Genomic DNA, 24,863 nt, shown 5'->3' with positions numbered 1-24,863 from the left:
CGTCAGGCGGTGATGTGTCGCCACAGCACCACCGCGGGAGGCAGGGTGCCGAGCACGAGGAGCAGTACGACCCCGTAGGCCAAGAGTCCGGATCCGCCGAACACGATGTCGTCGCCGGGCCCGCCGAGCGTCAGCCCCGCCACGGTCAGCAGCCAGGTCCACAGCGGTAGCGCCGCCACCCGCGGCGATGAGGTCCAGTGCAGTGCCGCCCACACCAGCGCGGCGTTCACCAGGCCAGCGATTAGCGCGCTGATCGGAAACGGCCACGTCCCGATGCGAATCGGGAGGAAGAGCGACGCCATGATGGCGCAGAGAACGCCGTCAATGGCGAGCAGCGTGAGAACGATGACGCGCCGGTAGTCGGCGCCTGCGGCGGGCGAACTCAGGTCGGAATGCTGTCGACCAGGGCGGTGATGGAGCCGAGGACCCACTGGAAGTTGTCCAGTCGGTCCTGCCAGTGCTGCAGGTTGGGATCCAGATCCTGGTCCATTGCCGTCCCTTCCACGCGCCGGGTCTGTCGGGCAGCTTACCCCGTGGCGGCCCCGCTAATTGAGGTTCAGGCCGGACAGCAGGTCGGTTTCCCATCCGCGGTGGTCACGCGCGCCCGGCGTGCCCGACACCAGGATGTAGTGCTCGAGCGCACCGACCGGCAGCGCGATGTTGTTCGACAGCGCCAACGAACGACCGTCGGGTGCGACGGTGACCTGGGTGGCGTGCGCCCGCAGCGCCGCCAGCTTGGCCGGCAGCCGGTCGGGGACGTCGATCACGGCATCGATTGCCTCGTCGGGATGGACGAACGGCACGTCGTCGATGGAGACCCGCGTCCACTCCTGCGGCACGTCGCCAAGGTCATCCAACCCAGCGGCGAGCGCGGACTTCGACAACACGGTCCAGTACACCTTCGGCACGGTCCATGGCTCGCCTGGATACTCGGAACCCGCCGACGCCGCGACGGCCGCCATCGTCACCTCGTGGGTGTGTATGTGGTCGGGATGCCCGTAGCCGCCCTCCGGGTCATAGGTGACGACGACGTGCGGCCGCAGCTCGCGGATGATCGCGACCAGGGCACCGACCGATTCGGCGGGGTCGGCGTCGATGAACCTCGGATGGTGCCGCCGCGGCGTACCCGCCATCCCGGAGTCGCGCCAGCGCCCCGCGCCGCCGAGGAAGGTCGGCTCGTCGACACCCAGCGCACGCAAGGCGGCCGTCAGCTCACCGATGCGAAAGCCACCGAGTTGGTCGGCTGCGTCGACGGCCAGGTGCGCCCACCGGTCGCCGATCACCTCGCCCTCTTCGCCAAGCGTGCATGTGACCACCCGCACCCGCGCGCCCCGAGCGACGTAATGCGCGATGGTCGCGCCCGTCGTCAGGGTCTCGTCGTCGGGATGCGCGTGCACGAACAGCATCCGCGGACTTTCCATTGCCCCAGCTTGCCCGATGACCGGCAGCTAGATTCACCTGGTGTCGCGCCGCACGCTCGAATTCTCCTGCGCGATCGTCATCGTGGGCCTGCTCGCCGGGGTTGCTGGTGCGGCCACCACGCTGCTGCTGCACGCCGTCGAACACCTGACGTACCACTACGGTTTCGGCACGCTGCTCTCCGGCGTCGGCGGCAGCAGTCCGGTGCGGCGGGCGTTGGGTCCGATGATCGGCGGTGCGCTGGCCGGCTTCGGGTGGTGGATATTGCGACGGCGGACGACGGTTCCGAAGCTGGCCGAGACGATCGCGGCTCATGAGCCGATCCCCCGGGTGCCGCTGTCCATCGACGCGGGCCTTCAGGTCCTCCTCGTCGGCTCGGGGGCGTCGCTGGGCCGCGAAGGCGCGCCGCGCCAACTCGCCGCCGCGCTGGGTGATTTCGGCACCATGCGGCTCGCGCTCACGGCGCGCGACCGTGAGATTCTGCTCGCCTGCGCGGCGGGTGCGGGCCTAGGAGCGGTCTACAGCGTGCCGTTGGGCGGAGCGCTGTTCGCCGCCCGGATTCTGCTCGGCACCTGGCATCCACGGGCGCTCGGCACCGCGCTGATCACGTCGAGCCTTGCCGTCGCGGTCGCGGCCCCGGTCACCCATCTCGAGCACCCGCTGACGTGGCCGGACGCGCGGACGTCGTATCTGTTCGCATTCCTGGCGCTGGCCGTCGCACCCCTGGCCGCCGCCATCGGTCTGGCGTTCAACCGGGTGATGTCGACCGCCAGTCCGAAGGTGCAGTTCCACTCGTGGATGCTGATTCCCGCGATTGCGGCCGCCGGACTGCTGACCGGTGTCTGCTCGATCTGGTACCCGGAACTGCCTGGCAACGGGCGAAGCATTCTGACAGTGGCACTGAACAGTGACATGACGCTCACCGCCGCCTGCGTGATCTTGTTGTTGAAACCACTACTGACAGCGGTGTTTCTGCGGGCAGGCGCCGTGGGCGGCCTGCTCACCCCCGCGTTGGCTACCGGCGCGGCCGCCGGATCGGTTGTCGCACTTGCCCTCAACGAGTTGGCCGGCTCACACATCCACGTATCGGCGCTGGCGCTGACGTGTGCGGCCGGGGTGCTAACGATCACCCAGCGGTCACCGCTGTTCGCCGCCTTGTTCGTGTGGGAACTGGCGCACCCGCCGCTTTGGTTGCTGCTCGTGTTCGCCGTCGGCGCGTTCGCCGCACACGGCCTGCGCGTGTTGCGCGAACGCCATCAAGCCGCCGGCGTCAGATAGCCGATTGCACTGTCACTGACGGGTTTTCACCCAGGTGCCGGCATCGCCGACGATTCCGACCGGCACGGCTCCGGACAGCTTGACGTTCTGCACGCTCGGGCCCGCCGCGACGATCGTGGTGTCCTGCAGGATCGGCAGCACCGTCGAGAGGTTCCACAGCCGCGGTTCGACGGCGGTGATCACCTCATCGATGGGTTCGCTGCCGTCGAGGGCCGCGTCGATCTTCGGCTGAATGCTGCGATCGCAGATACCGGTGATATTGCTTGGCGCCTGGAGCAATTCGCCGCTTTCGGGCGCGGGGCTGGCCGGAGTGGTCGCCGATGTGGTTGTGGTGGCGGTTGGAGTCGCAGATGTCGTTGTGGTGGTCGCGGTCGTCGACGGAGTGGTCGTCGTCCCCGAAGTTTCCGAAGTCGTTTGCGGCGCTGGCGTTCCCGGCGCGGCCGTCGCCACCGCGGTGGCCTCCAACGCCCGGCAGCCGTACCGCGAGGCCAGCGCGGTCGCCAGGTCTCCCCCGGCCTGACGCCAGCCGACCACGGCGTCGACGCGATTGTTCGTCAACGCCTCGCCGTACAGGGTCACCGGATCGAGCGCCGACACCGAGGCCTCGATACCGACGTTGCGCAGTTGGTCGGCTGCCGTGTTCGCGACGGCGACGGATGTCGGGTCGTTCGCGGCGACGCCGAGCACCAGCGACAGCGGTACGCCGTCCTTCATGATGCGTCCGCGGCCGTTTTCCGGGGCGGGAGTGCCGGGGGTCGGTGGCGTTGACGTCGTCTCCGACTCCACCTCGTAGCCGGCATCGATGAGCAAGTCAAGCGCGTGGTCCCGCGAGATCGCGGGTGGCGCGGTCGGCACGTAGCCCGGATCCGACGGCGAGCGAACCTGCGCCTGTGCCAACGTCACCGTGTTGTCGTCGCCCGCACCCACCGCGGCCAGCAGATCGACGTCGAGCAGACCGAAAATCGCTTTGCGCACTTGGGAATCCGCGAGGGCGGGCTGCTGAGCGCGCAACGAAATCTGCATGACGCGCGGCGTGACGATGCGCGCCGTCCGCACATCGGGAATCGCCGACAGCTGCGCGAAGGTGGCCGCGCCGCCGTGCACCTGGGCCACCTGAGTGTCGCCGTTGCGGATCGAGTCGGCCAGCGCGGCCGCGTCACCGCCGCGGCGCAACAGCACCAGGTCGGGTTTGGCAGGCGCGGCCCAGAACCGGTCGTTGCGGGCCAACAGGATCTCGTCGCGCTGGGGGTCGATGTTCTCGACGCGGAACTGGCCGCCGGTGACGGGCAAGGTGCGCGCGAGGCCCGCGGCAAAACCGCCGGGGATGTCCTTGACGATGTGCGCGGGCAGGATGTTGTTGAACAGCTCGCGCCAGGCCGGATACGGCTGTGAGAAGGTCACCACCGCGACCTTGCCGCCCTCCACCGACTGCACGCCGGTGATGAGGTCGTACCCGGCGGGGTCGACGACGCCGGGTTGGGTCACCATCTGCTGCCAGAGGTACCAGAAGTCGTCGGCGCCGATCGGGGCGTTATCCGTCCACGACGCCTCGGGCCGGATCTTGTAGGTGACCGTGAACGGGTCCTGGCTGGTCACTTCGGCCGACTCCAGCAGCGTGGTGTCGAGCTCCCACCGCGATCCGGTGGGGGTGTTCTGGTCGGGCACCGGCCGGAAGGAGCTGGGCAGCACCAGCGAACTGACCGCAGCGTTGACGGGTGACTGGTCGGCCAACAGGTGCGGGTTGAAGCCGGGGCCGATCCAGTCGATGGCCATGATGATCTGCGTCGCCTTCGGCGGCGGCGGCGCCGTCGTCTCCGCGGTATCGGTGCTCTGCGGCGCCGGAGGAGGGCTCACCGTGCACCCTGAAACCAGCGTCACCAGCGCGGATAGCGCGGCAATGACGTGTACTGGCCTCGGCACGGTGTTCAGGGTATCGGCAGCACCTGAGCAACTTCGGGTAACCGGCCGCGCCGATCCGAGGGCTCAGCTGCTATCGCGGGCCTTGGCGCGGGCCTTCGAACGCGCTCTCAGCGTGGCGCTGAGTTCGACCTTGCGGACCCGCACGACTTCCGGTGTGACCTCGACGCACTCGTCCGCGGCGCAGAACTCCATGGCCTGTTCGAGGTCGAGGGTGAGCGGCCGGGCCAGCGTCTCGATGACGTCGGCGGTCGAGCTGCGCATGTTCGTCAGCTTCTTCTCGCGCGTGACGTTGATGTCGAGATCCTCGGCCCGCGGGTTGATGCCGACGACGTGGCCCTCATAGGTGTCGTCGCCGGGTTCGACGAAGAACTGCCCGCGGTCGGCGAGCTGGATCAACGCGAACGGCGTGATCGTGCCCGAGCGGTCGGACACCAATGAGCCGGTGTGCCGCGCGCGGATCTCCCCCGCCCACGGGCGGTAGCCGTCGAACACGGCGTTCGCGATGCCGGTGCCGCGGGTCAGGGTCAGGAAGTCGGTGCGGAACCCGATGAGCCCGCGGCTGGGCACGATGAAGTCCATCCGGACCCAGCCCGCCGCGTGGTTCGTCATCTCCTCCATACGGCCCTTGCGCCCGGCCATCAGCTGGGTGATCGCGCCGACGAACTCGTCGGGGCAGTCGATGGTCATCGCCTCGAACGGCTCGTGCAGCTTGCCGTCGATGGTCCGCGTCACCACCTGCGGCTTGCCGACCGTCAGCTCGAAACCTTCGCGGCGCATCTGCTCGACGAGCACGGCCAGCGCCAGCTCACCACGGCCCTGCACCTCCCACGCGTCCGGACGGCCGATGTCGACCACGCGGATCGAGACGTTGCCGACCAGTTCCTGGTCCAGCCGGTTGCGCACCATGCGGGCGGTGAGTTTGTGCCCGGACACCTTGCCCGCCAGCGGTGAGGTGTTGGTGCCGACGGTCACCGAGATTGCGGGCTCGTCGACGGTGATGCGCGGCAGCGCGTGGGCGTGCTCGGTGTCGGCGAGCGTGTCGCCGATCATGATCTCCGGCAGTCCGGCGACCGCGACGATGTCGCCGGCGATCGCCTCGTCGGTCGGGGTGCGGTCGACGCCCTCGGTGACCAGAAGTTCAGTGATTTTCGCGTTGGTGATGACGGGCGCGCCGTCCACTTCCCGCATCCACGCCACCTGCTGGCCCTTGCGCAGCCGGCCGTTGTAGATCCGGACCAGCGCCAACCGGCCCAGGAACGCCGAGGCGTCGAGGTTGGTCACCAGGGCCTGCAGCGGGGCCTCGGGATCACCCTGAGGCGGTGGAATGTGCTCGAGAAGCACGTCGAACAGCGGGTCGAGGTTGTCCCCCTCGGGGTTCTCGCCGTTGGCGGGTTCGACGGTGCTGGCGATGCCTGCGCGACCGGAGGCGTACAGCGTCGGAAGTCCGAGTGCCTCCTCGGCAGCCTTCTGCGCCTCCTCGTCCAGGTCGGAGGCGACGTCGAGCAGAAGGTCGTGGCTGTCGGAGACGACCTCGGCGATGCGGGCGTCGGGCCGGTCGGTCTTGTTGACCACGAGGATCACCGGCAGATGCGCGGCCAGCGCCTTGCGCAGCACGAAGCGGGTCTGCGGCAGAGGGCCCTCGGAGGCGTCGACCAGCAGCAGCACGCCGTCGACCATGGACAGCCCGCGTTCCACCTCGCCGCCAAAGTCGGCGTGGCCGGGGGTGTCGATGACGTTGATGACCGTCACGCTGCCGTCGGCATGCCTGCGGTGCACGGCGGTGTTCTTGGCGAGGATCGTGATGCCCTTCTCACGCTCGAGGTCGCCGGAGTCCATCAATCGCTCGATGGCATCATCACCGCGATGGCTCAGGGCACCGGACTGCCGCAGCATCGCATCGACCAGGGTGGTCTTCCCATGATCGACGTGCGCAACAATGGCGACATTCCGAAAATCCACGCCGGTAAGTGTCGCAGTGAGGGTGCTCGATCGCGAAAACGAGAGATTCAAGTCACTTGAAGGCCAGCAAGCTGCTCGACATCAAACCGAAGAAGAAGTGCTGTCGCAGTAAGCCCCGGTGTAAGAGGTGCCCGCTGGTGCTGCACAAAGTGCACAAGGCCGAGCTCATGGGCATCCGCGGCAAAGAACTCGAGAAGATCTACAAGCGCGCCCGCAAACGCTGATCCGGCGTCTCAACCGGGCCTCGACGCCCCCGGTTCAGGCGTACCTTTGAACTATCCGTCAGGTGTGCTCGGTTTCGGTTGGAGGTACCGGATATGACGGTCTATCAGGTTCTTACCATCGCGCTGATCATGGTGGTCGCGTCGGCTGCGACGCTGGCGATCTACCTCGGGCTGCTCAATTGGGTGGGCAGGTTCTACGTGGTGCACTGCTCGGCCTGCCATCACCTCACCGCATCGACGGCGAACCAACCGCAGGCGTCGTGCCCGCACTGCCGCCATCCACTGCTGATGCACCCGCTGTACGCCGCCACTCACCCGAAGGCGCGGGTCCGGGTGGTCAGCGACTCGCTGCGGTACTGAGCGTCCGACCGGAAGCCGCTGGCCGGCTTGCCCGTCAGGGATAGGACAGCAACAGCATGACGCGACCGTCGGGCGACGGGTCCGGGAAGTCGCGTTCGTCGAATCCGTAGTACTCCTGTTGGTCGTCGGTGATGTGGTCGATCACCTTGCCCTGAGTCTTGATCTCACCGTTCTTGACGTCCTCCATGACGCCATTGAAGTCGGGCACCGACAACGATTCCGCGAGCAGCAATGCCTCACCGCCCGCGGGCAATTCGACGAGCACCCCGGCACCGGCGTAGTTGTTGCCACCACGTCCGGTCCCCCGCGGGGCCCAGTACACCGGATCCGAATCGACGGCGCCTTCGACGCGGCGGTACTCGCCCGCGTGGTCGGTGTCGGCGACCGTGACGACGGGCAGGTCGGCGATCTTGCGGTCCTCCTGCCAGAACATGATGCCGAGCGGAATGCAGACGATCGCGTACATCATGACCATCAGCATCAGCACGGGCTTCCACGCGATCTCCCAACCCAGCCGACGCTGCGACATGCCCATGGCCTCGGCCTGGTTGTCGAGTTGGACTCGGCCGAATCTAAAGACGTACCAAGCCAATACGCGCGCCAGCGCCATCAGCGCGAGAATGATGAGCCCGACGACACCGGCCACCCGCCAGTAGAAGGTGCTGTCACCGTGGTTGGTGGTCATCAGCACCATGGTGGCCGGAATCGGCGCGGTGAGCAGGAGCAGCAACGCATATGACGGATGGCTCGTCAGGTAGTTGTAGCTGGTCTGCCACGCTCGATTGCCTGCCATGACGGTGTAGTCGCCGACGTCGGCCTTGATCATCGGCGTCCACGTCCCACGCACCACACGCGGCCGGATCAGGCTGCGGAAGAAGAAGAATCCGGCGATCAGGGAGACCACGAGTGCGCCCCAGAACACGCCGGGCATCGACTCGCCGGTTCCTGGCACGCCGAACGCGCCTCGGATGTCGATGATCTTCGCGGTGAAGAACATCAGGGGCACCGCGAAGAAGAACTCGATCAACCAGATCTGAATGAGTTGCGGGATGCGCGATCCGATCCGGTCGAAGGCCAGCACCCCCCGCCAGAGGAACCGCAGCACGCGCATGGACCGGAACAATAGTGTGAGCTGGCCGGATTGGCGCCGTGTTGAGCCTTAGACCGTGAGGGCCTGTCGAAGCTCCGCGAGCCAGGTGCGGTCGGCGGGAACCCAATCGAGGTCGTCGAGTTCGTCGGCGGTGATCCAGCGCAGCGCGCGGTGATCGTTGGGATGGAGTTCGCCGCCGGTCTGAGTGACCCGGTAGGCGCGCAGCGCGGTGGTGGTGTTGAGCGCGACGTCGACGCCGATACGCGCACCGACGGTCACGTCGACGCCGAGTTCCTCCTTGAGTTCACGGGCCAGCGCTGACTCGTCACTTTCGCCGGCCGCGACCTTGCCTCCGGGCAGTTCCCACAGTCCGGCGAGTGCGGGCGGGTGTGCGCGCTGTGCGACCAACAACGCGTTGCCCGCGATCAGTGCACCCGCGACGACGATCTGGCTTGGCATCACCGGCGACGGTATACCGTCGAAACCATGGCTGTGTTAACGGACGAACAAGTAGACGCCGCACTGCCCGACCTCGACGGATGGGAGCGCTCCGACGGGGCGCTACGCCGGTCGATCAAATTCGGATCCTTTCTCGACGGAATCGATGCGGTGCGGCGCGTCGCCGAGAAGGCCGAGGAGAAGGACCACCATCCTGATATCGACATCCGTTGGCGGACAGTGACTTTTGCGTTGGTGACGCACTCCGAGGGTGGTATCACCGACAAGGACGTCGAGATGGCGAAAGAGATCAACGCGATCGTCGGGTAGCCGCGATCCACGCCAGCGTCGCCAGTGTCGCGACGATGTAGATCAACCCGGCCCAGGCCAGGTACCAGGGCCGGGGCATCACCCAGATCGTCGGCTGCGCGAAGCTGAGCAGCCACGGCACGCCGATCAGGGTCAGCGCCAGCCACCCCCAGCCCAGAATGCGTGCGCCGAGGCGCTCTCGCAGCGGCCCGTGCAGCAACCAGATCATCAGCGGGATCAGCCACACCCAGTGGTGCGTCCACGAAATCGGCGAGAGCAGCAGAGCGAACAGCTGCACGACGACGATGGCGCCCAACCGATCCGACGCGCCACCGATCGCCCGCCACGCCAGCACCGCCAGCACCGCCGTCACCGCGATACCGGCCAGCACCAGCGGCCCATAGCCCGCGTCGTGCCCGAGGATCCGTGAGATGCCACCGCGCCAGGACTGGTTGAACGACGTGCCGACGGGCCCCACCCGCGAGGCGTCACCCAGCAATTCGGTGAAGTAGTAACGGGTTTCGTCGCCGATGATCAACCACGAGAGCCCCACCGTGCCGAAGAACACGACCGCCGAGAACGCGACGGCGGCCCACCGCCGCGCACCGACGAAGTACAGCCCCGAGGCCGCCGGCGTCAGCTTCACCCCGGCGGCCAGTCCGACGAGTAGCCCTGACACCCACCATCGCGTGCTGTACACCGCGTAGAGCACCGCCAGCACCAACAGCACGTTGATCTGCCCGTAGTCGAAGGTGCTGCGCAGGGGTTCGATCCAGATGCCGACGGCCGTCCACAGCATCGCGGTCCGGTGATCGCCCACGCCCAGCAGGCGCTGACTCATCCGCACGACCCCGTACAGCGCCGCGATGATGCCGAGCTGCCATAGGAACGCGATGAGCCCGAACGGCAACAGGTGAAGCGGGTAGAACACGATGGCCGCGAACGGCGGATACGTGAACGGCAGCGGGAAGTCCGGCGTCTGGTCGGCGTAGACGTAGTCATAGAGCGAGCCCGGCTCGTCGAGCATGCCCGCTCCGCCGACGTACACGTGCAGGTCGACGAAGTTGGCCCCGTTGGGCACGAGGTACGTCCACGCCAGCCGGGCGAGGACGCTGATCACCAAGAGGATCGGCGCCGCGGCGGCCAGTCGGGACGACGCCCGCGTAGCGGTCGGGGTAGCGGTAGGCGTGTTTATCCGTACGACTCTATCGACCGGTCACCGTTCACAGTCGCATCCGTAACGGTTGCATAAACGCCACACGTGTCACTTGAGTAACACCAGTAACTCCGTAGCTTCAGGCGAAGGCGTGCCGACCAACCTGAATGGGAGAACCATGCATAGCACCGGAAAACTGTTCGCGACCACGATGATTGCCGCTGCGGGAGCCGTGACGGCCGCGGTTGCGCTGAGCGGCACTGCCGCCGCCCAGCCTGCGGCCCCTGCCCCGACCCCCGGCGTGCCGGGCCTTCCGTTCATCCAGCAGCTGGCCACCAATCCGGCCACCGCGACGCAGCTCGTGCAGGGCTTCACGTCCCTGCTGAACACCGCGGCCTCACCGGCGGCGGCGACACCGGCGACGCCTCCGCCGACCGCGACCGCGTCGGTCACCCTCCCGCAGCCTCCTGCCGCGTTGCCGGCCAATTCGGTCGTCAGCACCCCGACGGCTCCGGCGACCGGCCCGGCGAACATCCTGCCGGAGGTGGCGGCGATCCCGACCAGCCTCGCCTCGCTGCTGCCCGCCGGCACACCGTTGGCCGGCCTGCTGCCCGCGGCCACGAACGCGGCCACCAATGCAGCCGCCCCTGCCGCGGCCGCCGTACCAGCTGCTGCTGCACCCGCCGCCGCTGCTCCTGCGGCACCGCTGATCCTGCCGTTGTCGGCACTGCCCTGACGGTAGCGGCGACATCGACCGAAAAGACCACTACAACCACTCTTTGGGGGAGTCATGTCAACCAGGACGATGTTCGCCACCGCTGCCGTCACGATCGGCGCATCGGTCACGCTGCTGTTCGGCGGCGTGACCGGTGTCGCCAACGCAGAACCTGCGGCGCCGCCTGCGCCACCGCTGCCCATCGACGGGCTGATGGCCCCAGGCCTGCCTGCGGTGCAGAACCTGGCGCCCGTCATCCAGCAGGCCGCGGCTGACCCGACCAACGCCGCATCCACACTGATGGCCGCTGCGGCGGTGTTCGCAGGCGATGCCGCTGCACCGCCCGCCTCCCGGAATGTCGCGACGGCCGTCAACCAGTTCGTCGCGCACACTCCGGCTCCGGGTGCGGTGCCCGGCACCGAGGCGCACCTGCCCGCGGGCATCAACCCCGCGCACGTCGTCGGACCCGCACCCGAGGAGGCGCCCGCGCCTGAGGCGGCCGCTGTCCCCGACGCGGCGCCCCTAGCCGCGCCTGTTCCGGAGGCGCCTGCCCCCGCACCGGAGGCCGCCGTGCCGGTCCCGGCGCCCGCGCCGGAGGCCGCGGCCCCTGTTCCGGCCCCTGCGCCCGCTCCGGCCGACCCGGCTGCTGCCGCCCCGGCAGCCGCACCCGGTGGTCCCGATTTCGGTCCGGACGCCCCGACGACACAGGACTTCCTGTATCCGTCGATCAGCAACGGGTGTCTCAAGGACGGCGGAAACGTGCTCGCCACAGCGATTTCGGTGGCCGGCCCCGCCAAGATCCCGACACCCGGCCCCGGCCCGGGCCAGACCGCCTACGTGTTCACCGCGATCGGCACGCCCGGACCCGCCGCCGAGCAGAAGCTGCCGCTGAATGTCACCTGGGTGAACCTGACGACGGGTAAGTCGGGCAGCGCAACGCTGACGCCGCGCGCGGACATCAACCCGCAGGGGCCGACGACGCTTGTGGCGATCGCCGACACCGGCTCGGGCAGCATCATCTCGACGATCTTCGGCCAGGTCACCACGACCGAGAAGCAGTGTCAGTTCATGCCGACGATCGGGTCGACGGTCGTTCCCTGACACATCGAGTGCATGGTTGTTGACACCTCTACTCGAGGTTTTTGTTCAACAACCGTGCATTCGGCGTGTGGTCAGTAGGCCATGAAGAGGATGGCGTCCCGGTCGTAGTCGCGACCGGGGTGCACCTCGGACAGGTGAGCCTGGGCCTTCTCCACGAGATCGTCCTCGTTCTCACCGGTGATCGCCTCGCCACAGGGGCAATTCAGGTGTGTCTTCATGTCAATAGCTTCCCACAGCCGATGATGTGAGGCATGGAGCTTTATGACGTCATGCGCACCACGGGTGCCGTCCGCCGATTCACCGACGACCCAGTGCCCGACGACGTGCTCGAACGCATCCTCGACAACGCGCGGTTCGCACCCACCGGCGGCAACCGTCAGGGGACCCACGTGATCGTGATCCGCGACGACAAGACCCGCAAGGCACTGGCCGACCTCAGCGTGACGGGAGCGCGTCGCTACACGGCGCAAGTCAAGAACGGCGAATACCCGTGGAACCCGACGAAGCCGATGAAGGTAACGCCGGAGGAGGTCGCCGCCACGGCGGCCGGCCCGTATCTGCCGTTCATGTACTGCGGCGCCGTCCTCCTGATCTGTGTCGACCTCAATGTGTGCGCAGCGTTTGACCAGCACCTCGACCGGATCGGACTGATCGCCGGCGCCTCGGTGTATCCCTTCGTGTGGAACGTCCTGTTGGCCGCGCGCAACGAAGGACTCGGCGGTGCACTCGCGACGGTCACCGTGGCCGAGGAGCCTCGCGTCAAGGAGCTGCTCGGCATTCCCGAGGACTACGCGATCGCGGCGTTGCTGCCGATCGGCAAGCCGGTGAAGCAGGTCCGCAAGCTGACTCGTAAGCCGGTCTCCGAGATCGCCACCCGCGAGCGCTTCGATGGTGAGCCGTTCACGGCTGGGTGATGCGGTTTCGGCCGGTAGGTCGACGTTCGATAACAGATCGGCAGTTAGCCAGACTCGATGGCGTCGCAACTCTTCCGGATTCGCGGCGGCCGTGGGACCTTGAACTCATGACCTGCACGCTGGGTTATGCCACCGCGAGTTCCGTCGAACAGAACCTCGACGATCAGCTCGCAGCGCTCGGCGCCGAGGGCGTCGACCCGCGGCGCGTGTTCACCGACAGGCTGTCCGAATCCGCCGACCGGGCGCGCGCCGGTCTGCACGCGATGCTGAGCTACGCGCGATCGGGCGACACGGTCATCGTCGTCGCGCTCGACCGCCTGGGCCGCTCGACGACCGAGGTGACCCGGACGATCGCCGACCTCACCGATCGTGGACTACGGCTGCGGGCGTTGCGCGAGGGGTTGGACACCGGCACGTCGACCGGGCATGTCGTGGCGAGCGTCCTGCGCAGCCTGGCTCAGCTCGACCTGCAGCACGACCGCGGATCTCACTAGGCTCGGCGCGATACGCGCTAAGCCTTGGCCGCCTTCGCCGCCGCCTTGGCCTGCTTCTTGTAGTTGCGCACCTTCTCGAGCGAGCCGGGATCGACGACGTCGGCCACCGACAGGAACGACCCTGCCTTGCCGTAATCGCCCGCCGCCTTACGCCACCCGGTAGGCGTCACGCCGTACTGCTTGCCCAGCAGCGCGAGGAAGATCTTGGCCTTCTGCTCGCCGAACCCGGGCAGCGCCTTGATGCGACGCAAAACCTCGGCCCCGTCCGGATCGCCTGCGGTCCACAGCCCCGCCGTCTGCCCGTCGTACTGGTCGACGATCAGCTGCGCGATGGCCTGGATCTTCTTGGCCATCGACCCCGGGAAGCGATGTATCGCAGGCGTTTTCGAACAGAGCGCGGCAAACTCGTCGGGGTCGCACTCGGCGATCTCACGGACGTCGAAGCCGCCCATCCGGTCGGCGATCTTCTTCGGCCCCGCGAAGGCATGCTCCATCGGATACTGCTGATCCAGAGTCATGCCGACCAGCAGCGCGAATGGATTGGACTCGAGCAGAGCATCGGCCGCGGGATCTTGAACTAGCTGCAGTTTCGCCACGTGGCCAGTTTAAGGTGGCGACAGCGCCACGGGCGTGGCCCGTGCGACCACCTGGTGAGGTGAGATGTCCGGCGAGCTCGCGATCGTACTGGCGATCCTGGTTCTGGCCGCTGTGGCGGCCGCGGTCATCACCGTGCGCACGCGCCGCGTCGTCGCCACCCCCACCGAGCGTGGCGTGCACGCCGCGCTGTACACCGCCTCGCTGGCCGCCCGCGCATTGCGCCAGGGCCTGGACACCGACTCCGCGGGCACCGCGGTCCCCTTCCTGCGCGGTCTCACCGGCACCGAGGGCGTGGCTGTCTTCGACGTCGACGGCCGGCTGCTGGCGTCGGACCCGCCCGACGAGACGCTGTGGACCCGGTCGGTGCTCGACGCCTGCGAGCGCGCCGCGGGCGAGTCGATCTCCGGGGAGCGACGGGTCCTCACCCACGCCGAGAACTCGACCGTCCTTGCGCAACCGCTGCTCGCCGAGGGCGGTGACGCACTGGGCGTCCTCGTCGTGGTGACCACGCGCTCCCCCGCACCGGGGCTGCTCGGCGCCGTCGGCGAGGTGGCCCGCTACGCCGCCAGCCAGATCGAGCTGGCGGAGCTCGACGCGTCGCGCGCCCGTCTAGACCGCGCCGAGGTGCTGGCCCTGCGCGCCCAGATCAGCCCGCACTTCATCTACAACGCGCTCAACACGATTGCGTCGTTCGTGCGCACCGACCCGGACCGCGCACGCGAGCTCATCCTCGAGTTCGCGGACTTCACCCGCTACTCGTTCCGCGCCGCCGGGCAGTACACGACACTCGCCGAGGAACTGCGCAACATCGACCGATATCTCACGCTGGAGCGTGCGCGCTTCGGTGAGGCCCTCAAGGTCAGGCTTCAGGTCGCGCCGGAGGTGCTCAACGTCGTCGTACCGTTCCTTGCGCTGCAGCCGTTGGTCGAGAACGCGGTGCGACACGGCTTCGCCGGACGGGCCAGCGGCGAGATCGAGATCATCGCCCGCGACGAGGGTTCGGACTGCGTCATCACCGTCGAGGACAACGGCATCGGCATGGACCCTGAGATCTTGCGCTCCGGACCGGGCGATGCCCTCGCCGATGACCAGAAGGACTCCGCACACGTCGGGCTGACGAATGTCGACCATCGGCTGCGCGCGGCGTTCGGCAACGATTACGGTCTGGTGGTCGAAACGGCAATCGGCGCAGGCACCAAGGTCGTGATGCGGGTACCCAAGTTCCGCTCGGGCGTGCGGGCCGGCGGAGGAGCATTCGGGTTGGACGCGTCATGACCAAGGCCTTGACAGTGCTCGCGGTCGACGACGAGGCGCCCGCGCTCGACGAGCTGGCCTACCTCCTGGAGAAGCACGCCGATATCGGCAAGGTGTTGCGCGCCGGTGACGCCACCTCTGCGCTGCGCGAACTCAATCAGGGGCCCATCGACGCGATCTTCCTCGACATCAACATGCCCGGCCTGTCCGGGATCGAACTCGCCGGTGTGCTGGCCAACTTCTCGCAGCGGCCCGCCATCGTGTTCGTCACGGCGCACGACGACAAGGCCGTCGCCGCGTTCGATGTCGGTGCGCTGGACTACCTGCTCAAGCCGATCCGCCAGGACCGCCTGGACGAGGCGGTGCGACGGGTGACGACGAGGACGGCCACCGAACCCGAGAAACCCGACGACGACGTGATCCCCGCCGAACTCGGCGGCGTCACGCACCTGGTGCCGCGCGACACCATCGGTTGGGTGGAAGCCGAGGGCGACTACGCCCGACTGCACTCCGTATCGGGATCCCACCTGGTGCGTATCCCGCTGAGTACCCTCGAAAACCGTTGGCGGGACAAGGGTTTCCAACGCGTGCACCGCTCCTATCTGGTGGCGCTGCGCATGGTCACAGGCTTGCGCAGCAACGCCGGCGGGGTCCTGGTGCGCCTGCGCGCCAACGGCGCCTCCCCCGCGGTCGAACTTCCGGTCAGCCGACGCCAGGTCCGCGAACTGCGTGACCGTGTGATTCGCGACCCGATGCGGAATCTGAAACCCGATGACTAGCAACGAGAAACCCCAACGCGAACGCGTCGTGCTGGCCCACCGTCGCGGTGCCCGCATGGTGCGCACCCGCGTGGAAGTTCAGGAGCAGACCCTCGTCGGCGATGCGCTGGTGCGCGGCCTGGTGCGGGCCCAACTCGGCCTGGCGCTGCGGCTCGCCGTGGTGGTGGTGTGTGCCGTCGTCGCGATTGCGTTGCTCAACACGGCTTTTCCGGATCTCGCCGCCATCACGGTCATCGGCATCCGGCTCAACTGGCTCGTGCTCGCCGTGCTGGTCTACCCGTTCTTCTATGGGGTGGGGCGGCTTTACGTGCGATTGGCCGAGCAGGCGGAGCGCGACTTCGTCGGCGTCGTCGACAGCGAACCATGACCGGCTCACCACTGACCGCTGCGGCGCTACTGCTCGCGGTGATTGCCACCGTCTCGATCGGCGTGTACGGAGTTCGGTTCTCCCGCACCACGTCCGACTTCCTCGTCGCCTCCCGAACCGTCGGGCCGCAGTGGAACGCCGCGGCAATCTCGGGTGAATACCTCTCGGCCGCATCGTTTCTCGGGGTCGCCGGGCTGATCGCCAAGTACGGCGCCGACGCGCTGTGGTACCCGGTCGGCTTCACGGCGGGCTACCTCGGACTGCTGCTGTTCGTCGCCGCGCCGCTGCGCCGCTCGGGTGCCTACACGGTGCCCGATTTCGCGGAGTTCCGACTGCGCTCGGCGCGACTGCGCAAGGTCACCATGCTCGTCGTCGTGGTGGTGTGCATCTACTACCTGGTGCCGCAGTACCAGGGCGCCGGCCTGGCGCTGAAAGCGCTTCTGGGTCTGCCGGTTTGGGTGGGGCCACTGGTGGTCGGCACCATCGTCATCTCCAACGTGGTCGCGGGCGGTATGCGGTCGATCACCTTCGTCCAGGCGTTCCAGTACTGGTTGAAGCTGACCGCGATCGCGATACCCGCGCTGGCGTTGCTCGCCCTCTTCGTCGCCGACCGTGGCGAACTCGGCGGTCCGCTGCCCCCGACGGCCACCCAGGACACGACCGTCGCAATCGAAACCGACGTGGTGGTGCACGTCGCCAAGCCCGCCGGTATCACGGTGACCGGCGTGCTCGACGGCACACGCGTTGACGCCCAACCGATCCCGGCACCGGGCGACCATACGCTCGACGCGGGCACCACGCTGACGCTCGCGGCGGGCGCGGCAACGCCGGTGGTGGCCGGCACCCCGAGCAGCGGTGCCGACTGGATCGCGTCCGGCGGCGGTCTCGGCGGTGGTCATCCGCTCTACCAAGTGCTGTCGATCATCGTCGCAACGTTCCTGGGCACCATGGGTTTACCGCATGTGCTGGTCCGCTTCTACACCAACCCCGACGGCCGCGCCGCCCGACGGACCGCGCTTGCGGTCATCGCCCTGCTGTCGCTGTTCTATCTGTTCCCGACCCTGCTCGGCGTGTTCTCACGGCTGTACGTGCCACGGGTCCTGATCACGGGCAACGCCGACGCCGCGGTCCTTCTCGCGCCGTCGAGTGCGATCGGCGGAGCCGTCGGCCAACTGCTCGCCGCGCTTGTCGCCGCCGGGGCCATCGCGGCGTTCCTGTCGACGTCGTCCGGGCTGTTGGTCAGCGTCGCCGGTGCGTTGGCCACCGATGTGTTGCGCGGCCGGGTCCGCGACTTCCGGGTCGCTGCGGTGGTGGGCGGGCTCATCCCGATCCCGCTGTCGCTGGCCACCACCGGCGGGCTGGAGCTGTCGCGCAGTGTGGGACTGGCGTTCGCCGTCGCCGCGTCGACGCTGTGCCCGCTGCTGGTGCTTGGCATCTGGTGGCGAGGTCTGACCGCATGGGGCGCTGCGTGCGGGCTGGTGGTCGGCGGCGTGCTGGCCGGCACCGCGGTGACGGTTGCGGTGGCCGGCGGAATCGACGACGACGTCCTCGGCGGGTGGCCCGCAGTCATGATCGGTTACCCCGCCGCGATCACCGTCCCGCTGGCGTTCGCGACGATGATCCTGGTCAGTCGGCTCACCCGCGCCTCGGCACCGGCGGATATCGCGCGGATCTTCGCCCGTATGCACGTGCCGGAACGGCTCGGCATGGGCGTCGAACGCGTGCCACGAGGCTGACAGGGACTGAGCGGCCACCGTTCGTCGTCACCGACCGACCGCTCACCGCACCGCCTGCGGGCTTCACCGTGTCAGCGCCGCTAGCTCTGGGTATGTGACCTGCATCTCATCTAGGTTCGGCAGTTGAGCCGCTTCACATCGACGTTCAGGAGCCCACGATGCCGACCACCGAAACCGCCGTCAGCGGTCAGGAGTACCTGGCCGTTCAGGCCAGTCCCGAATTCCAAGAATTACGAAGCAGATTGCGTCGCTTCGTGTTCCCCATGAGCGGGCTGTTCCTGCTCTGGTACACGATCTACGTTCTGCTCGGGGCGTTCGCCCATGACTTCATGGCCACCAGGGTGTGGGGCAACATCAACGTCGGCATCGTGATCGGCCTGGGCCAGTTCGCGTCGACCTTCCTCATCACCGCGCTCTACGTCCGGTTCGCCAACCGTGAACTCGACCCGCGCGCCGCGGCGATCCGGAATGAGCTCGAAGGCGGTGCGGCATGACCGACAGCTTCAATACGGTGAGCATCCTCGCCGCCGAGGGCACGATCGTCGGCAACCCCGTCGCCAACATCGGGATCTTCGGACTCTTCGTCGCCGTCACGCTGTTCATCGTGATCCGAGCCAGCAAGAAGAACGCCACCGCCGCCGAGTTCTTCACTGCGGGTAGATCTTTCACCGGGCCGCAGAACGGCATCGCGATCTCCGGCGACTATCTGTCCGCGGCCAGCTTCCTCGGCATCGCGGGCGCCATTGCGGTGTACGGCTACGACGGATTCCTGTATTCCATCGGCTTCCTGGTGGCCTGGCTGGTCGCATTGCTGTTGGTCGCCGAGTTGCTGCGCAACGCAGGCAAATTCACGATGGCCGACGTGCTGAGCTTCCGGCTCAAGCAGCGGCCGGTGCGGCTCGCGGCTGCCACCACCACTCTTGCCGTGTGCCTGTTCTACCTGCTGGCGCAGATGGCGGGTGCCGGCGGCCTGGTCGCGCTGTTGCTGAACGTCACCAGTGATATCGGTCAGGCGCTGGTCATCGCCGTCGTCGGCGTGCTGATGATCGTCTACGTGCTGATCGGTGGCATGAAGGGAACGACCTGGGTGCAGATCATCAAGGCGGTGCTGCTGATCGGCGGCGCGGCCATGATGACGGTCTGGGTGCTGGCCAAGTTCGGGTTGAACTTCTCCGAGATTCTCGGTGCGGCGCAGTCCGCGGTCTCGCAGTCGACGAACGAGGCCGTCGCCAGCCGCGACGTGCTGGCACCGGGTGCGCAGTACGGCGCGTCACTGACCTCGCAGGTCAACTTCATCTCGCTGGCCCTGGCGCTGGTGCTCGGCACGGCGGGCCTGCCGCACGTGTTGATGCGGTTCTACACGGTGCCGACCGCCAAGGAGGCCCGCAAATCCGTGGTCTGGGCGATCGTGCTCATCGGCGCGTTCTACCTGTTCACCCTGGCGCTCGGCTACGGTGCCGCCGCGCTGGTCGGGCCCGACGCGATTCTCGCCGCACCTGGCGGGCAGAACGCCGCGGCGCCGCTGCTGGCATTCCAGCTCGGTGGCGTGGTTCTGCTCGGCATCATATCGGCCGTCGCGTTCGCGACCATCCTCGCGGTGGTCGCTGGCTTAACCCTCACGGCCGCAACGTCATTCGCACACGACATCTATGCGAGTGTAGTGCGAAGTGCCCATGAAAAAGGCACAGTGAGCGAGAGCGAGCAGGTGCGGGTTTCGCGCATCACCGTGGTGGTGCTCGGCATCCTCGCCATCGGCCTGGGCATCCTCGCCGCGGAACAGAACATCGCGTTCCTCGTTGCGCTGGCGTTCGCGGTCGCCGCCGCGGCCAACCTGCCGACCATCCTGTACTCGCTGTACTGGCCGCGGTTCAACACCCGCGGTGCGCTGTGGAGCATGTACGGCGGCCTCATCTCGACGATCGTGCTGATCATCTTCTCGCCCGCGGTGTCCGGCGCGAAGACCGCGATGTTGCCTAACGTCGACTTCGCCTGGTTCCCGCTCGCCAACCCCGGCATCGTGTCGATCCCGCTGGCGTTCATCCTGGGCATCGTCGGCACGCTGAGCTCGCCCGACCGTGGCGATCCGGCGATCGCCGCCGAGTTCGAGGTGCGCTGCCTGACCGGAGTCGGCGCCGAGAAAGCCGTCAGCCACTGACGCTCCCCCGCCGAAACTGGATTCCAGCAGGGAAACGCCTCACAACTCCCTGCTGGGATCCAGCTTCGCGGAATAACCCGGCAGCCCCCGACCGCTACTCTCTAGCGTGACCTCGCAACGCCTGGCTTTCCCGCTGCTGGCCTACGCCTTCGCCGCGATCATGGTCGGCACGACGTTGCCGACGCCGATGTACGCGCTTTATGGCGAGAACCTGCAGTTCGCGGTGCTCACCACCACGGTCATCTATGCGACGTACGCGGGCGGGGTGCTCTTCGCGCTCCTGGTGTTCGGCCGGTGGTCCGACGCGATCGGCAGACGGCCGATGTTGCTGGCGGGCGTCGCCGCCGCCCTGGCCTCGGCCGCGGTTTTCCTGGTCGCCGATTCGGTGGGCGTGCTCCTGGTGGGGCGCGTCCTGTCCGGCCTGTCGGCGGGGATCTTCACCGGGACGGCCACCGCGGCCGTGATCGAGGCGGCACCGCCCAGCTGGCGCACCAAGGCCGCCGCAGTCGCGACCGTCGTGAACATCGGCGGGCTGGGCATCGGTCCGCTGCTCGCAGGAATCCTGGTTCAGTACGCGCCCGCACCACTGCACCTGAGCTTTGTCGTGCACATCGCGCTGACAGTGCTGGCCGGCCTCGCGGTGCTGATGGTGCCCGAGACCTCACAACGCTCAGGCTCTATCGGCGTGCAGCGGCTCTCCGTACCCGTCGAGGTGCGCTCGGTGTTCGTGATCGCCGGCCTTGCGGCATTCGCAGGCTTCGCGGTGACGGGCCTGTTCACCGCCGTCGCTCCGTCGTTTTTGGCCGACGTCGTCGGCATAGACAACAACGCGGTCGCCGGGGTGATCGCCTGCTCGATCTTCGCGGCGTCCGCCGTCGCGCAACTGGCCGCTCGCAACATGGTGCCGCAGCGCGCCGTGGCGATCGGCTGCGCGATCCTCGCTGCCGGTATGATCATTTTGGCTGTCGCACTTCAATTCTCGTCGCTGGCCGGACTGGTCGCCGCGGCCGTCGTTTCCGGTGTCGGCCAGGGCATCAGCTTCAGCCGGGGACTGGCCGCGGTCGTCGAACGCACACCCGCACAGCGCCGGGCCGAGGTGAGCTCGACCTACTTCGTCGTCGCGTACGTGGCCATCTCGCTGCCGGTCGTCGGGGAGGGGCTCGCCGCGCGCGCCTGGGGACTGCGTACGGCAGGAGTCAGTTTCGCCGTCGCGGTGGCGATTCTCGCGGGCATCTGCCTGGTGGCGATCCTGGTGCGGGAGGCCCGCGAATCTCGGCGTGCATCGGCCGAACTGGTGGCTACGAGCTTGCGGTGACCTAGCCGCTCTTGCGTCGGAACTCGCGGCGATTCTCGACCGGTCCGTGCGCCCGCGGCTGCTTGGCGCCCTTGTCCTTGTGGTCAGCGCCGCCCGCCGACTTGGCCTTCTTCCGCTCCAGCGCTTCCCGGAACTTGCGTTTGGTGTCGTCTTCCGGTGCATCAGGCATGACCGCAGCCTAACGCGTTGCCGCAGGCAAGTCGCCTGCTTTACCGCTTGCCCGGCGGCATGCCGTAGACGTGCGAGATCGGCATCGTCATCAGCACCCGCCTGTCGTCGACCATCGACTGCCGGTAGTCGTCCCAGTCGGGATGCTCACCGGCGATATTGCGGTACAACGCAATCAGCCCCTCGACGGTGTCGTCATGCGGCGACGCCGCAGGCGGGGTGAGTTCGGCGACCCCTTCGGCGACCGCATACGCCCAGCCGTCGTCCGAGCTGACGTGAATCGATGCCCGCGGGTCGCGCCGCAGGTTGCGCGTCTTGGCCCGGGGCTCGGTGATCGATACCTGAATCGTCAGATTGCGCGGATCGAAGTAATACCGCACGTTCGACAGTTGCGGCCGGCCGTCACTCTTGATCGTGGCCAGGACGCCGAGCGAGTTTCCGCCGATCAAGGCCAACAGCTTGTCGTCGAAAACGTGACGTGCCATGTCTGCAGCCTACGTCTCTACCATCGGGCGAATGACCGCGATCGACGGCAATACTCTCGAGAGCGTCTCTGCCACCACGCTGTGGACACTGCACAACCGCGCCAGCGAAGCCAAGCGCTCCGACGGGGTGATCCGCGACCCGCGGGCGGTCACCCTGTTCGACGCGATCTCCTACGACTACCTGAAGTTCGGGAAGCCCAACCAGTCGCATGCGCTGCGGGCCGTCGCCTTCGATGCCACCGCGAGCGCATACCTGACCGCCCATCCGCGAGCTTCGGTGGTGGCGCTGGCCGAGGGCCTGCAGACCAGCTTCTGGCGGCTGGACCGCACCGGCGTGGCCGACGAATTGACCTGGTACTCAGTCGATCTTCCACCCGTGATGGCGCTGCGCCGGCAGCTCCTACCCAAGGACGACCGGATCGTGCCGGTGGCCCAGACGGTGCTCGATCTGAGCTGGATGGACCGCGTCGACGCCTCGCACGGGGTGTTCATCACCGCCGAAGGGCTGCTGATGTACCTCGAGCCGGGGGATGCGCTGGGTCTGATCCGCGACTGCGCGGCCCGCTTTCCCGGCGGCCAGATGATGTTCGACTCCATCCCCCACTGGTTCTCCCGGCGCACGCTAAAGGGGATGCAGCTCTCCGACCGCTATATCGCCCCACCGATGCCGTTCGCGCTTTCCGCCGACGAAGGCCTCGCCCTGGCCGGCCGCATCCCCGGCGTGCGCGCCGCTCGCGACATCGCCCTGCCGCGGGGTCGGGGCCTGTTCAAGTTGGCGGCCAGGCCGACCCTGGATCGCCTCGGCTTCGTGCGCCGGCATCGCCCCAGCATCACGCTGCTGGAGTTCTAGGCTCGAATTGTGACCAGATATGCCGCATTTCTTCGCGGCGTCAATGTCGGTGGCGTCAACCTGAAGATGGCTGACGTGGCCAAGGCATTCGAAGACGCCGGGTTCACCAACGTGAAAACGATTTTGGCCAGCGGCAACGTGGTGCTGGACAGCCGTTCCGGGGTGGACACGGTCCGGAAGAAGGCCGCGCAGACGTTGCGCGACGCGTTCGGCTACGACGCGTGGGTGCTGGCGTACGACATGGACACCGTGCGGACGATCTCCGAGGGGTACCCGTTCGAACGCGAGGTCGAGGGACGCCACTCCTACATCACCTTTGTCACCGATCCCGATGTGCTGGACGAACTCGCGGCGCTCGGCAAGGATGCCGGGCCCGACGAGAAGATCCAGCGCGGCGAGGGGGTCATCTACTGGCAGGTGCCCAAAAAGGGCACGCTGGACACGACGATCGGCAAGACGATGGGCAAGAAGCGGTACAAGTCGTCGACGACCACCCGCAACCTGCGCACCGTCGAGAAGGTGCTGCGGTAGGTACATTCGGCCGTGTGACTATCGATTCGACCGCAAAGGTTGACGGCGCGATCCTGACCGGGGTGTCCGAGACGGCCCTGATGACGTTGAAGGTGCGCGCGACCGAGGCGAGCAGGCCGGACTCGATCATCGACGATCCGATGGCGATCAAACTCGTGGAGGCCATCGATTTCCCGTGGGCGAAGTTCGGCGTGAGCCGTCGTCAGGACATGGCGGTCCGTTCGCGCGCCTTCGACGCCGAGACACGCCGTTATCTCGCCGACCATCCGCGGGCCACCGTGGTGGCGCTGGCCGAGGGTCTGCAAACCAGCTTCTATCGTCTCGATGCGTCCGATGTCGGTCATGAATTCCGTTGGCTCACCGTCGATCTCCCACCCATGGTCGAGTTGCGCCGCAAGCTACTGCCGCCGTCGGACCGGATCGCGATGTGTGCTCAGTCGGCGCTCGACTTCAGTTGGATGGACCGGGTGGCCACCGATGACGGGGTGTTCATCACCGCCGAGGGCCTGCTGATGTATCTGCAGCCCGACGAGGCCCTGAGGCTGATCGCCGCGTGCGCGGAGCGCTTTCCAGGCGGTCGCATGATGTTCGACCTGCCGCCTGCCTGGTTCGCCAAGGCGATCACCAGCGGGGTGCTGCGACCGTCGCTGCGCTACCGGGTGCCCCCGATGCCGTTCAGCATGACGCCCTCGCAGCTGGCAAACCTCGTCAACGAGGTGCCCGGCATCAGGGCGGTGCACGATCTGCCGCTGCCGCCTGGGCGCGGCAAAGCGTTCAACACCATCTCGTGGGCAGTGCAGCGTGTTCCGCTGTTCGATTCGGTGCGGCCGCTGACGACGCTGCTGGAGTTCGGTTAGCCGAACGCGGCTTCGACGTAGCGCAGCGCTTCGGCCTTGCCGATGCCCAGCGCCTTGGCCGCTGCGACGTAGGTGTTGGCCGCGGTGGCCATTGCCGAATCGGCGGGATCGACGCGGGCGACGAAAGTGCCGAAGCGGCCACGGGTTTCGAGGACACCGGCCGCCTCGAGCTCGCGGTAGGCACGGGCCACCGTGTTGACCGCCAGGCCGAGTTGGCCGGCAAGCTCGCGGACCGTCGGCAACCGGGCGCCCGGGGGCAGCCGGCCGCCGCGCACACCGTCGATTATCTGCGTTCTGAGTTGATCAAACAGGGGGCCAGACGTCCGGTGGTCGATGTTCACCCAATCCCCCAACTTGGTCACGTGCTCAGTATCGCTTAAGCGGCTACTTTG

Annotated in this window: 30 protein-coding genes; 18 read left to right on the top strand and 12 right to left on the bottom strand. The window is 67.6% G+C overall.

Annotated features, from left to right (window positions below; all coding sequences use genetic code 11):
* Positions 1-2 precede the first annotated feature (2 nt).
* Both G6N43_RS10090 and mshB read right to left on the bottom strand, forming a co-directional pair.
* Complete coding sequence (locus G6N43_RS10090) at positions 3-431, bottom strand: hypothetical protein (RefSeq protein WP_083152356.1); 429 nt, start codon at positions 429-431, stop codon at positions 3-5.
* Between the two features lie 114 nt (positions 432-545).
* Positions 546-1,421, bottom strand: coding sequence for an N-acetyl-1-D-myo-inositol-2-amino-2-deoxy-alpha-D-glucopyranoside deacetylase (gene mshB, locus G6N43_RS10085; protein WP_083152358.1), 876 nt, complete (start codon positions 1,419-1,421; stop codon positions 546-548).
* Positions 1,422-1,461: 40 nt separating this feature from the next.
* Between mshB and G6N43_RS10080 the strand changes: the two genes are divergently transcribed.
* Positions 1,462-2,697: a chloride channel protein gene (locus G6N43_RS10080; RefSeq protein ID WP_083152361.1), complete on the top strand. Its 1,236-nt coding sequence runs from the start codon at positions 1,462-1,464 to the stop codon at positions 2,695-2,697.
* Between the two features lie 12 nt (positions 2,698-2,709).
* Here the strand turns inward: G6N43_RS10080 and G6N43_RS10075 are convergent, their stop codons facing one another.
* Both G6N43_RS10075 and typA read right to left on the bottom strand, forming a co-directional pair.
* The gene (locus tag G6N43_RS10075) at positions 2,710-4,626 is read right to left on the bottom strand and encodes an ABC transporter family substrate-binding protein (protein WP_083152363.1); all 1,917 of its coding nucleotides are present in this window, start codon (positions 4,624-4,626) and stop codon (positions 2,710-2,712) included.
* A 54-nt stretch (positions 4,627-4,680) separates the two neighbouring features.
* Positions 4,681-6,576 carry a translational GTPase TypA gene (gene typA / locus G6N43_RS10070; RefSeq protein WP_083152366.1) on the bottom strand — a complete coding sequence of 632 codons (1,896 nt, stop codon included), beginning with the start codon at positions 6,574-6,576 and terminating at the stop codon, positions 4,681-4,683.
* 56 nt (positions 6,577-6,632) lie between these two features.
* Here typA and G6N43_RS30415 point away from each other — a divergent pair, with 56 nt between their 5' ends.
* Positions 6,633-6,800 (top strand): hypothetical protein, encoded by a 168-nt coding sequence (locus G6N43_RS30415; protein WP_110810402.1) that lies wholly within the window; start codon positions 6,633-6,635, stop codon positions 6,798-6,800.
* A 93-nt stretch (positions 6,801-6,893) separates the two neighbouring features.
* Positions 6,894-7,160: a hypothetical protein gene (locus G6N43_RS10065; RefSeq protein WP_083152369.1), complete on the top strand. Its 267-nt coding sequence runs from the start codon at positions 6,894-6,896 to the stop codon at positions 7,158-7,160.
* 34 nt (positions 7,161-7,194) lie between these two features.
* Here G6N43_RS10065 and G6N43_RS10060 read toward each other — a convergent pair whose 3' ends face one another.
* Both G6N43_RS10060 and G6N43_RS10055 read right to left on the bottom strand, forming a co-directional pair.
* The gene (locus tag G6N43_RS10060; protein WP_083152372.1) at positions 7,195-8,271 is read right to left on the bottom strand and encodes a hypothetical protein; all 1,077 of its coding nucleotides are present in this window, start codon (positions 8,269-8,271) and stop codon (positions 7,195-7,197) included.
* A 48-nt stretch (positions 8,272-8,319) separates the two neighbouring features.
* A complete protein-coding gene (locus tag G6N43_RS10055; RefSeq protein WP_083152375.1) occupies positions 8,320-8,709 on the bottom strand; it encodes a (deoxy)nucleoside triphosphate pyrophosphohydrolase in 390 nt (129 codons plus the stop codon).
* 27 nt (positions 8,710-8,736) lie between these two features.
* On the opposite strand from G6N43_RS10055, the gene G6N43_RS10050 reads away from it, so the two are divergent.
* Positions 8,737-9,018 carry a 4a-hydroxytetrahydrobiopterin dehydratase gene (locus tag G6N43_RS10050; protein WP_083152378.1) on the top strand — a complete coding sequence of 94 codons (282 nt, stop codon included), beginning with the start codon at positions 8,737-8,739 and terminating at the stop codon, positions 9,016-9,018.
* On the opposite strand, the gene G6N43_RS10045 is transcribed toward G6N43_RS10050, so the two are convergent.
* A complete protein-coding gene (locus tag G6N43_RS10045; RefSeq protein WP_083152381.1) occupies positions 8,999-10,192 on the bottom strand; it encodes a mannosyltransferase in 1,194 nt (397 codons plus the stop codon). The two genes, G6N43_RS10050 and G6N43_RS10045, sit on opposite strands and share 20 nt — an antisense overlap.
* A 139-nt stretch (positions 10,193-10,331) precedes the next feature.
* Between G6N43_RS10045 and G6N43_RS10040 the strand changes: the two genes are divergently transcribed.
* Positions 10,332-10,889, top strand: a complete 558-nt coding sequence (locus G6N43_RS10040) for a hypothetical protein (protein WP_083152383.1) — start codon at positions 10,332-10,334, stop codon at positions 10,887-10,889.
* Between the two features lie 54 nt (positions 10,890-10,943).
* On the top strand, positions 10,944-11,969 hold the full coding sequence (locus G6N43_RS10035) for an Rv1157c family protein (RefSeq protein ID WP_083152386.1): 1,026 nt from the start codon (positions 10,944-10,946) through the stop codon (positions 11,967-11,969).
* Positions 11,970-12,040: 71 nt separating this feature from the next.
* On the opposite strand, the gene G6N43_RS10030 is transcribed toward G6N43_RS10035, so the two are convergent.
* On the bottom strand, positions 12,041-12,187 hold the full coding sequence (locus tag G6N43_RS10030) for a DUF1059 domain-containing protein (RefSeq protein ID WP_083152389.1): 147 nt from the start codon (positions 12,185-12,187) through the stop codon (positions 12,041-12,043).
* A 33-nt stretch (positions 12,188-12,220) separates the two neighbouring features.
* Here G6N43_RS10030 and G6N43_RS10025 point away from each other — a divergent pair, with 33 nt between their 5' ends.
* Positions 12,221-12,883, top strand: coding sequence for a nitroreductase family protein (locus G6N43_RS10025; RefSeq protein ID WP_083152392.1), 663 nt, complete (start codon positions 12,221-12,223; stop codon positions 12,881-12,883).
* A gap of 107 nt (positions 12,884-12,990) precedes the next feature.
* A complete protein-coding gene (locus tag G6N43_RS10020; protein WP_083152395.1) occupies positions 12,991-13,377 on the top strand; it encodes a recombinase family protein in 387 nt (128 codons plus the stop codon).
* A gap of 17 nt (positions 13,378-13,394) precedes the next feature.
* On the opposite strand, the gene G6N43_RS10015 is transcribed toward G6N43_RS10020, so the two are convergent.
* Positions 13,395-13,973: an HhH-GPD-type base excision DNA repair protein gene (locus G6N43_RS10015; RefSeq protein WP_083152398.1), complete on the bottom strand. Its 579-nt coding sequence runs from the start codon at positions 13,971-13,973 to the stop codon at positions 13,395-13,397.
* Positions 13,974-14,037: 64 nt separating this feature from the next.
* Between G6N43_RS10015 and G6N43_RS10010 the strand changes: the two genes are divergently transcribed.
* The 7 genes from G6N43_RS10010 (at position 14,038) to G6N43_RS09980 (ending at position 21,580) form a co-directional block, all read left to right on the top strand.
* On the top strand, positions 14,038-15,249 hold the full coding sequence (locus G6N43_RS10010) for a sensor histidine kinase (protein ID WP_083152401.1): 1,212 nt from the start codon (positions 14,038-14,040) through the stop codon (positions 15,247-15,249).
* Positions 15,246-16,007, top strand: coding sequence for a LytR/AlgR family response regulator transcription factor (locus G6N43_RS10005; RefSeq protein ID WP_083152404.1), 762 nt, complete (start codon positions 15,246-15,248; stop codon positions 16,005-16,007). The genes G6N43_RS10010 and G6N43_RS10005 overlap by 4 nt, the downstream gene beginning before the upstream one ends.
* The gene (locus G6N43_RS10000) at positions 16,000-16,374 is read left to right on the top strand and encodes a hypothetical protein (RefSeq protein WP_083152407.1); all 375 of its coding nucleotides are present in this window, start codon (positions 16,000-16,002) and stop codon (positions 16,372-16,374) included. Before G6N43_RS10005 ends, G6N43_RS10000 begins: the two co-directional genes overlap by 8 nt.
* Positions 16,371-18,110, top strand: a complete 1,740-nt coding sequence (locus G6N43_RS09995; protein ID WP_083152410.1) for a sodium/solute symporter — start codon at positions 16,371-16,373, stop codon at positions 18,108-18,110. The genes G6N43_RS10000 and G6N43_RS09995 overlap by 4 nt, the downstream gene beginning before the upstream one ends.
* A gap of 158 nt (positions 18,111-18,268) precedes the next feature.
* Positions 18,269-18,604 (top strand): DUF485 domain-containing protein, encoded by a 336-nt coding sequence (locus tag G6N43_RS09990; protein WP_083152413.1) that lies wholly within the window; start codon positions 18,269-18,271, stop codon positions 18,602-18,604.
* Positions 18,601-20,265 (top strand): monocarboxylic acid transporter, encoded by a 1,665-nt coding sequence (locus tag G6N43_RS09985; protein WP_110810403.1) that lies wholly within the window; start codon positions 18,601-18,603, stop codon positions 20,263-20,265. Before G6N43_RS09990 ends, G6N43_RS09985 begins: the two co-directional genes overlap by 4 nt.
* A gap of 160 nt (positions 20,266-20,425) precedes the next feature.
* Complete coding sequence (locus tag G6N43_RS09980) at positions 20,426-21,580, top strand: MFS transporter (protein ID WP_083152496.1); 1,155 nt, start codon at positions 20,426-20,428, stop codon at positions 21,578-21,580.
* A 1-nt stretch (position 21,581) separates the two neighbouring features.
* On the opposite strand, the gene G6N43_RS09975 is transcribed toward G6N43_RS09980, so the two are convergent.
* Positions 21,582-21,749 carry a DUF5302 domain-containing protein gene (locus G6N43_RS09975; RefSeq protein WP_110810404.1) on the bottom strand — a complete coding sequence of 56 codons (168 nt, stop codon included), beginning with the start codon at positions 21,747-21,749 and terminating at the stop codon, positions 21,582-21,584.
* Between the two features lie 40 nt (positions 21,750-21,789).
* Positions 21,790-22,233: a PPOX class F420-dependent oxidoreductase gene (locus tag G6N43_RS09970; protein WP_083152415.1), complete on the bottom strand. Its 444-nt coding sequence runs from the start codon at positions 22,231-22,233 to the stop codon at positions 21,790-21,792.
* A 31-nt stretch (positions 22,234-22,264) separates the two neighbouring features.
* Between G6N43_RS09970 and G6N43_RS09965 the strand changes: the two genes are divergently transcribed.
* The 3 genes from G6N43_RS09965 (at position 22,265) to G6N43_RS09955 (ending at position 24,471) form a co-directional block, all read left to right on the top strand.
* Positions 22,265-23,083 (top strand): class I SAM-dependent methyltransferase, encoded by an 819-nt coding sequence (locus G6N43_RS09965; RefSeq protein WP_083152418.1) that lies wholly within the window; start codon positions 22,265-22,267, stop codon positions 23,081-23,083.
* Between the two features lie 9 nt (positions 23,084-23,092).
* Positions 23,093-23,614 (top strand): DUF1697 domain-containing protein, encoded by a 522-nt coding sequence (locus G6N43_RS09960; protein WP_083152421.1) that lies wholly within the window; start codon positions 23,093-23,095, stop codon positions 23,612-23,614.
* Positions 23,615-23,694: 80 nt separating this feature from the next.
* Entirely contained in the window at positions 23,695-24,471 is a 777-nt protein-coding gene (locus tag G6N43_RS09955; protein ID WP_179968031.1) for a class I SAM-dependent methyltransferase, read from the top strand.
* Here G6N43_RS09955 and G6N43_RS09950 read toward each other — a convergent pair.
* Positions 24,468-24,833 carry an Rv1152 family transcriptional regulator gene (locus tag G6N43_RS09950; RefSeq protein ID WP_083152425.1) on the bottom strand — a complete coding sequence of 122 codons (366 nt, stop codon included), beginning with the start codon at positions 24,831-24,833 and terminating at the stop codon, positions 24,468-24,470. The two genes, G6N43_RS09955 and G6N43_RS09950, sit on opposite strands and share 4 nt — an antisense overlap.
* Positions 24,834-24,863: the final 30 nt, after the last annotated feature.

This window comes from Mycolicibacterium moriokaense (genome assembly GCF_010726085.1).
In the GTDB taxonomy this organism is placed as follows: domain Bacteria; phylum Actinomycetota; class Actinomycetes; order Mycobacteriales; family Mycobacteriaceae; genus Mycobacterium; species Mycobacterium moriokaense.
The sequence above is the reverse complement of the archived record's forward strand: the minus strand, read 5'-3'. Positions and strand labels throughout refer to the sequence as shown.

What these genes read in the sequence shown, in the direction of transcription:
- mshB (WP_083152358.1), bottom strand. Translation starts at nt 1,421, where the DNA reads ATGGAAAGTCCGCGGATGCTGTTCGTGCACGCGCATCCCGACGACGAG.
- G6N43_RS10065 (WP_083152369.1), top strand. Translation starts at nt 6,894, where the DNA reads ATGACGGTCTATCAGGTTCTTACCATCGCGCTGATCATGGTGGTCGCG.
- G6N43_RS10060 (WP_083152372.1), bottom strand. Translation starts at nt 8,271, where the DNA reads ATGCGCGTGCTGCGGTTCCTCTGGCGGGGGGTGCTGGCCTTCGACCGG.
- G6N43_RS10055 (WP_083152375.1), bottom strand. Translation starts at nt 8,709, where the DNA reads ATGCCAAGCCAGATCGTCGTCGCGGGTGCACTGATCGCGGGCAACGCG.
- G6N43_RS10050 (WP_083152378.1), top strand. Translation starts at nt 8,737, where the DNA reads ATGGCTGTGTTAACGGACGAACAAGTAGACGCCGCACTGCCCGACCTC.
- G6N43_RS10040 (WP_083152383.1), top strand. Translation starts at nt 10,332, where the DNA reads ATGCATAGCACCGGAAAACTGTTCGCGACCACGATGATTGCCGCTGCG.
- G6N43_RS10035 (WP_083152386.1), top strand. Translation starts at nt 10,944, where the DNA reads ATGTCAACCAGGACGATGTTCGCCACCGCTGCCGTCACGATCGGCGCA.
- G6N43_RS10030 (WP_083152389.1), bottom strand. Translation starts at nt 12,187, where the DNA reads ATGAAGACACACCTGAATTGCCCCTGTGGCGAGGCGATCACCGGTGAG.
- G6N43_RS10025 (WP_083152392.1), top strand. Translation starts at nt 12,221, where the DNA reads ATGGAGCTTTATGACGTCATGCGCACCACGGGTGCCGTCCGCCGATTC.
- G6N43_RS10020 (WP_083152395.1), top strand. Translation starts at nt 12,991, where the DNA reads ATGACCTGCACGCTGGGTTATGCCACCGCGAGTTCCGTCGAACAGAAC.
- G6N43_RS10010 (WP_083152401.1), top strand. Translation starts at nt 14,038, where the DNA reads ATGTCCGGCGAGCTCGCGATCGTACTGGCGATCCTGGTTCTGGCCGCT.
- G6N43_RS10005 (WP_083152404.1), top strand. Translation starts at nt 15,246, where the DNA reads ATGACCAAGGCCTTGACAGTGCTCGCGGTCGACGACGAGGCGCCCGCG.
- G6N43_RS10000 (WP_083152407.1), top strand. Translation starts at nt 16,000, where the DNA reads ATGACTAGCAACGAGAAACCCCAACGCGAACGCGTCGTGCTGGCCCAC.
- G6N43_RS09995 (WP_083152410.1), top strand. Translation starts at nt 16,371, where the DNA reads ATGACCGGCTCACCACTGACCGCTGCGGCGCTACTGCTCGCGGTGATT.
- G6N43_RS09990 (WP_083152413.1), top strand. Translation starts at nt 18,269, where the DNA reads ATGCCGACCACCGAAACCGCCGTCAGCGGTCAGGAGTACCTGGCCGTT.
- G6N43_RS09985 (WP_110810403.1), top strand. Translation starts at nt 18,601, where the DNA reads ATGACCGACAGCTTCAATACGGTGAGCATCCTCGCCGCCGAGGGCACG.
- G6N43_RS09980 (WP_083152496.1), top strand. Translation starts at nt 20,426, where the DNA reads ATGGTCGGCACGACGTTGCCGACGCCGATGTACGCGCTTTATGGCGAG.
- G6N43_RS09975 (WP_110810404.1), bottom strand. Translation starts at nt 21,749, where the DNA reads ATGCCTGATGCACCGGAAGACGACACCAAACGCAAGTTCCGGGAAGCG.
- G6N43_RS09970 (WP_083152415.1), bottom strand. Translation starts at nt 22,233, where the DNA reads ATGGCACGTCACGTTTTCGACGACAAGCTGTTGGCCTTGATCGGCGGA.
- G6N43_RS09965 (WP_083152418.1), top strand. Translation starts at nt 22,265, where the DNA reads ATGACCGCGATCGACGGCAATACTCTCGAGAGCGTCTCTGCCACCACG.
- G6N43_RS09955 (WP_179968031.1), top strand. Translation starts at nt 23,695, where the DNA reads ATGACGTTGAAGGTGCGCGCGACCGAGGCGAGCAGGCCGGACTCGATC.